The sequence below is a fragment of the Hydrogenibacillus schlegelii genome (assembly GCF_001653195.1).
Lineage (GTDB): Bacteria > Bacillota > Bacilli > Thermicanales > DSM-22653 > Hydrogenibacillus > Hydrogenibacillus schlegelii.
The window spans coordinates 1-635 of the sequence record NZ_JXBB01000059.1 but is presented as its reverse complement, the minus strand read 5'-3'; the positions used below and the strand labels follow the sequence as shown (position 1 = coordinate 635).

General features: G+C 55.0%; 1 protein-coding gene. It reads left to right on the top strand.

Annotated features, from left to right (window positions below):
• Positions 1-22 precede the first annotated feature (22 nt).
• A partial coding sequence (locus SA87_RS10900; protein ID WP_211264232.1) for an RNA-guided endonuclease InsQ/TnpB family protein occupies positions 23-635 on the top strand: 613 nt, incomplete at its 3' end.

The window sequence follows — 635 nt, the reverse complement described above, 5'->3', positions numbered from 1 at the left end:
ACCCAGCGGGTACTACCTTCACGTGACCTGTTACCTTTCCAAAGAGAATTCCCATCGCAAATCGATTGGTGGAGAAGTGGGGATAGACTTCGGGGTTGATTCGAAACTAACCCTGTCCAACGGGATCAAGATAGATTTCGAACTGGATGAGACTCCCAGGCTCAAGCGGCTCCAGAAGAAACTTGCGAAGTCGGAAAAAGGTTCGAAGAACAGAAGAAAAATCCGGCACCTTCTGAGGAGGGAATACGAAAAGATAAAGAGCAGGCGAAAAGACGTCCAGAACAAGATCCTGGCCTTTCTCAAACTCTACGAGAAGGTGGTGTTCCAGGAAGATCTCGTGAAGGGGTGGGCGGCGCGCTTCGGCCGGCAGGTTCACGCCTCGGGAATAGGCGGACTGAAGGCGAGGTTGAGAAACAGCCTCGCGGCGCCTATTTCCGTGGACAGGTTTGAACCTACCAGCCAGGAGTGCTACGCCTGCGGGAAGAGACGCAAGCTATCTCTTGCCGACAGAGTCATCAAGTGCGAATGCGGCTGGACCTGCGACAGGGACGTTAATGCCGCCATGGTCATCTTGAGAAAAGGGCTTGGCCTGAGCCCCGATCGGGCCGTAGGGCTGGACCGGCCCGAACTCAAGC